Source organism: Falsiroseomonas sp. E2-1-a20 (genome assembly GCF_051433195.1).
Lineage (GTDB): Bacteria > Pseudomonadota > Alphaproteobacteria > Acetobacterales > Acetobacteraceae > Falsiroseomonas.
In genome coordinates this window covers 1-3,626 of sequence record NZ_JBHMFT010000111.1, presented here as the reverse complement: position 1 = coordinate 3,626, position 3,626 = coordinate 1, and the positions used below count along the sequence as shown (strand labels likewise).

The window sequence follows — 3,626 nt, the reverse complement described above, 5'->3', positions numbered from 1 at the left end:
CGCCGTCCCTTTCGCCGTGCAGCCCACCGCTGGGTGAGGAGTGCACCGTCGCCTGGACCGGCAAATGCCGCCGCCTCGCCCGCGACCATGGGGCCACGCCCAGTACCGCCGCCGTCCTGCTCCGGCGCAACAGCGTGCGGAAGCGGGTTCTGAAAGATCGGGCACTTCATCTCTGAAGCGTTCAAAGATGCAAACCTTACTCTTACAAAAACCCGCCATCGGTGCTCTCTGGATCCGGCAGAGGGGCAGCTTCTTCTGCGCAATGGCCACATGCCGTGATGGAGCCTTCTGAATGCCAAGGACGCCGCCCGCCCCGCCGACCAAGACCCCGGGCGCAGCCACCGTGACCCTCAAGCAGTTGGCGCCCGACCTGGCCGCGGCGCACGAGCTGACCAGGAAGCAGGTCGAGGCCGTGCTGGCCGGCCTGGTCGAGACGGTGACCACGCGCCTCAAGGCCGGCGACAAGGTGCGTCTGACCGGGCTCGGCATCCTGCAGGTGCGCGACCGGCCGGCGCGGACCGGCCGCAATCCGGGGACGGGCCAGCCGATCGAGATCCAGGCCAGCCGGAAGATCGCCTTCAGCGCGGCCAAGGAACTCAAGGACGTCGTCTGAGCCCTTCGCCGGAGAACAGCGACAAACCGGCGATCGGCGTGCTCCCGCCGAACGCCGTGGCGGACGCAACCAGCCGGTCGCGTCGCTCCGCTGCAGAACTCCTCGAGCCAGTCCTGGCGCCGCCTGTCCGTCTACAGCCCGACCTTGCTGGCGGCGTTGTCGCGAAACAGGCCGCCGCGGCGGACATAGCCGCGCAGGGTGGCGGCGGAGCGGTGGCGGGTTTGCTGCATGATGGCGTGTTCGGGCACGCCGGCGCGGGCGGCCGAGGTCGCGAAACCGGCGCGCAGCGAGTGTCCGGCAAAGCTGGCGGGGTCGTAGCCGGCGGCGGCGAAGGCGGCTTTCACCACCCGCGCCACGTCGCGGTCGGACAGGCGGGTGGCGGTGGCGCGGCCGCCCCGGGTCACCGAGACGAACACCGCCCCTGATGCGATCCCGGCCGCCTCCAGCCAGGCCTGCACGGCCCGCACCGGGCAGGTGAGGGCGTGCTGGCCGTGCGGCAGGGCGATCTCGGTGCTGGCGCCGTCCGGGTCGGTCTTGCTCCGGCGCAGCGTCAGCACGATGCCTTCCGGCACCGGCCGCAGATCGGCGTCGTCGAGCGCCACCAGTTCCGAACGGCGCAGCGCCGCGGCGAAGCCCACCAGCAGCAGCGCCCGGTCGCGCAGCGGCCGCAGCCCGGGGCGGCGGGCCAGTTCGCGCAGCGCGTCGCGCAGCACCTCGCTGGTCGCCGCGGTGGCCTGGCGCGGCGCGGTGCCGTGCTGGCGGCGGATGCCGGCCCAGACCTCGCGCACCGCCGGGTGGCGCGGGTCGAGCGCGTGGCCCTGCAGGCGGTGCGCCTGGCCGATGGCGACCAGGCGCAGCCGCAGCGAGGCCGGGCGGTGGGTCTGCGCCCGGTCGGCCAGGAACAGCCCGACGGTTTCCGGAGATGCCGGCAGCGCCAGGAGGCCGCGGGCGTCGCACCACTGGCAAAAGTCCGTCCAGGCGATGGCGTAGCTGCGCCGGGTGCTTTGGGCGCGGGCCTGGCGGGCGTAGCCGCGGGCGCGCTCCGCGGCCTCAGTGAGGTCGAAGGCGGCCGGCAGGGTGTCGGCGCGCGGTACCCGCGGGGCAGGGGGCTGGGTCATGCGGGGGCGGGGCCTGGGCTTGATTGTGTCCAGTACCATGAAGCAGCCCTGTTCCTCCGAGCGCTACCCCTGGCGCCGGCTGACATGGTGAAGGCGCGGCCCGACCAGTGGGAGAGCGAGCGGACCGTGAGCAAAATATCGTACTTCAGTTTATCCGCGTGCAGCAGCGCACCAACTCCGGTCGAGCGGACTCTTTTGTCTGAAGATGTAGCTGCATTCGCATTCTTACTTGTAAGCGCCGCAAGAAGAGGCACAGTTCGCGTCGTGGTATAACTTGTGGAGTTCGACGTGTCGGATAAGGAGAAGGGCATTGCGCCTGAGCCTAAGTCTGAGCCTGAGCAGGCTGTTCGCGACCGCGCCTTCCTGATGTGGGAGCTGGAGGGCAAGGCAGAGGGCAGGGCGGAGGACTATTGGGATCGGGCGCGCGAACGTATCGAGGCGGAGACCCACTCGGCATATCCCCCGGCACAAGCCAGCAAACACCGGACCTAGGGCGCCAACCGTCCTCGGCCGCATCTACGCTATCGATGGCCTCGCGCAGGCGGGGTGACCCGTTCAACATCTTCAAAGGCACCATGCAAATGACCCCGATGATCTCCCTATCCCGCGTCCTGAGCGTGGCTGGCGCAGCCCTCCTCGCTACCGCTTGCACCACCGTCAGCAGCCCTCCTGCCGCCCAGCCGTCGACGATTGTAGTGCAGCCAGCGCCAGTCGTTGCCGCACCGCCGGCGGCTTCGACAACCGTCACGGTTCGCCCGACCTACTAAACGCGGCACGCCACCGCTGACGGGGATCTGGGGCATGCCGCCGAAACTGTCCGAGAGCCCGACGGACCCGGCCCGAAGGCATGTCGCCAGTGCCAAGGCAAGGTTAGCCCGGCAACGCGAGTTTTGCAGGAGGTGCAGGTGGACGGGCACCAGGGGTCAGCGGTGTTAGCGGCGCGGGCGCTGGTGTCGCTGGAGGCCGCGGTGTCGCTGCTGCGCGAGCACCTGCGGCAAGTGGAAGCTCTTCACCTTCAGGATTAGGCCTGGGCAAGGCGCCTACAAGCCTGCCACCGCCGTCGACAGGCATGATGCCGCCGAACTCAGCCTTCACCATCCGCTGCAAGAAAACGTTCAGCGCCGCCGGGTCCTGCTCGGTCATCACGTGCGGCTTTTGTGGAGCAGCGTCTTGTCATGTCACCTAATGCCGGAGCGCCACCCGTAACCCTGACGAATCTGCCCCTGGAGAACATGGCGCGGTTGCACGCAGAGTTTCAGCAGCAGGGCATGACGCCGGGCCAGGCGGTGAAGGTGGCGCACCTGCTGCTGGGCTTGGTGGCCGCGCTTAAACCGTCGAGGTTGTAGAGGCTGTGCAGCAGAAGCTTGGCAGCCAGTACCAGGATCACCCGAGCATGGTCGCCAGCCGCGCCGAGGCTTTGGCATGAACTGTAATCAGCGAACTTCTTTTGAAGGCCAGAAGCGACTTTCCGGCGGTCAAGGTCGTCTATCGCGGCGAAATTCTGCACGAATTGACGGTGGATCTGGCCTTCGCGCTTGCCCGCCAGGATCTGAGGGCGGCGCGTGGCCGTGCGGACCCGGACGAGGCGTTGGCGATTTTTGCCAGCCACGTCCCGGCGGCGATCGAGCAAGAGCGCCAGCGAGTTGCCCGATGGGAATTGCCGCCGGTCATGGCTCCGGGCGTCGGCCCGAAGATTTACGGCATGCGGTACCTGGGGGGCCTGCCGCGCGACCTGGAGCGGGTGGTGCTGCCATGACTGACAAAGCGGCTTTGACGGTCACGGCTGCGGTCACAGGCTGCCAGAATACTCTGAGACAACCGGTCGCGTGGCGCCTGCTGCACGCTCGAACATCGTCAACTGGGCCCGCAGACGCACCTGCAGTTCCAGAAGGCGG

The 3,626-nt window shown here is 68.6% G+C and carries 4 protein-coding genes; 3 read left to right on the top strand and 1 reads right to left on the bottom strand.

The window, feature by feature from the left end:
* The first annotated feature begins 343 nt into the window (after positions 1 to 343).
* Positions 344 to 613, top strand: coding sequence for an HU family DNA-binding protein (locus ACFHPP_RS30600; RefSeq protein ID WP_437167009.1), 270 nt, complete (start codon positions 344 to 346; stop codon positions 611 to 613).
* Between the two features lie 131 nt (positions 614 to 744).
* Here the strand turns inward: ACFHPP_RS30600 and ACFHPP_RS30595 are convergent, their stop codons facing one another.
* Positions 745 to 1,731 (bottom strand): site-specific integrase, encoded by a 987-nt coding sequence (locus ACFHPP_RS30595; RefSeq protein ID WP_437167008.1) that lies wholly within the window; start codon positions 1,729 to 1,731, stop codon positions 745 to 747.
* 276 nt (positions 1,732 to 2,007) lie between these two features.
* Between ACFHPP_RS30595 and ACFHPP_RS30590 the strand changes: the two genes are divergently transcribed.
* Both ACFHPP_RS30590 and ACFHPP_RS30585 read left to right on the top strand, forming a co-directional pair.
* Positions 2,008 to 2,223, top strand: a complete 216-nt coding sequence (locus ACFHPP_RS30590) for a DUF2934 domain-containing protein (protein WP_437167007.1) — start codon at positions 2,008 to 2,010, stop codon at positions 2,221 to 2,223.
* Positions 2,224 to 3,178: 955 nt separating this feature from the next.
* Positions 3,179 to 3,487 (top strand): hypothetical protein, encoded by a 309-nt coding sequence (locus tag ACFHPP_RS30585; RefSeq protein WP_437167006.1) that lies wholly within the window; start codon positions 3,179 to 3,181, stop codon positions 3,485 to 3,487.
* The last annotated feature ends 139 nt before the right edge of the window (positions 3,488 to 3,626 follow it).